1 protein-coding gene is annotated in these 1,035 nt (G+C 47.7%); it reads right to left on the bottom strand.

All coding sequences use genetic code 11. The annotated features are described in order from the left end of the window. Positions 1-19: 19 nt before the first annotated feature. On the bottom strand, positions 20-1,035 hold a 1,016-nt coding region (locus PSI17_RS17050; RefSeq protein ID WP_273553090.1), incomplete at its 5' end, for an IS256 family transposase.

The following is a 1,035-nucleotide window of genomic DNA, read 5'->3' as shown; positions in this document are numbered from 1 at the left end:
ATCGCCATTTTCATCTTCATTAAACGTGACCGTTTAAACGGTCACCGAAGTCAATCATAAATCGACTCATCGCCATCCGCCAATCTTGGATCGGCATCGTCCACTTTTTAGAAGCTGCCTGAATCGCCAGCCAAATAACTTTTTTCGCAGAATCATCAGACGGAAAGATTTTGCGTTTCTTGATAGCATGCCGGATGACGCTATTCAGCGATTCAATGGCATTCGTGGTGTAAATCACTTTCCGGATTTCAGCGGGATACGCAAAGAACGTGGATAGATTACCCCAGTTTTCCCGCCAACTGCGGCTGATTTGCGGATAACGTTCATCCCACTGTTTAGCGAAGGCTTCCAAAGCCTGCCCAGCCACTTCTTCTGTCGGAGCCTGATAAATCTGTTTCAGATCTTTTACCACGGCTTTCGCATCCTTCCAGGACACATAGCGCAGATTATTGCGTATCATGTGAACAATACACAGTTGAACCCGTGTTTGTGGATAAACGGCATTAATCGCCTCAGGAAACCCTTTAAGTCCGTCAACACAGGCAATAAAAATGTCTTTCAGCCCACGATTATGGAGTTCGGTCAGCACACTGAGCCAGAATTTAGCACCTTCGTTTTCAGCCAGCCACAGCCCCAGCAGTTCCTTGTGCCCTTCGGTATTAATTCCCAGGGCGATGAAGACCGATTTATTGATGATCTGGTTATCCTGACGGACTTTGACCACCAGACAATCCAGATAAACGATAGGGTATAAGCTGTCCAATGGACGGCTCTGCCACTCAATCACCTCGGCTTTCACCGCATCGGTCACTTTGGCAATCAATGATGGGGAAACATCCGCATCATACAGCTCCTTGAAGGTATCCGCGATATCGCGGTTTGTCATTCCTCTGGCATACAAAGCCAGTATCTGGTCATCCATGCCGGTGATCCGCGTTTGGTTTTTCCTGACGATTTGGGGGTCAAACGTGCTTTCACGATCACGGGGAATTTGCAGCGCTAATTCGCCGTCTTCAGTCAACAAGGTTTTAGAGG

The sequence above is a fragment of the Xenorhabdus sp. IM139775 genome (assembly GCF_028598745.1).
Lineage (GTDB): Bacteria > Pseudomonadota > Gammaproteobacteria > Enterobacterales > Enterobacteriaceae > Xenorhabdus.
This window is presented reverse-complemented; position numbering and strand designations above follow the sequence as displayed.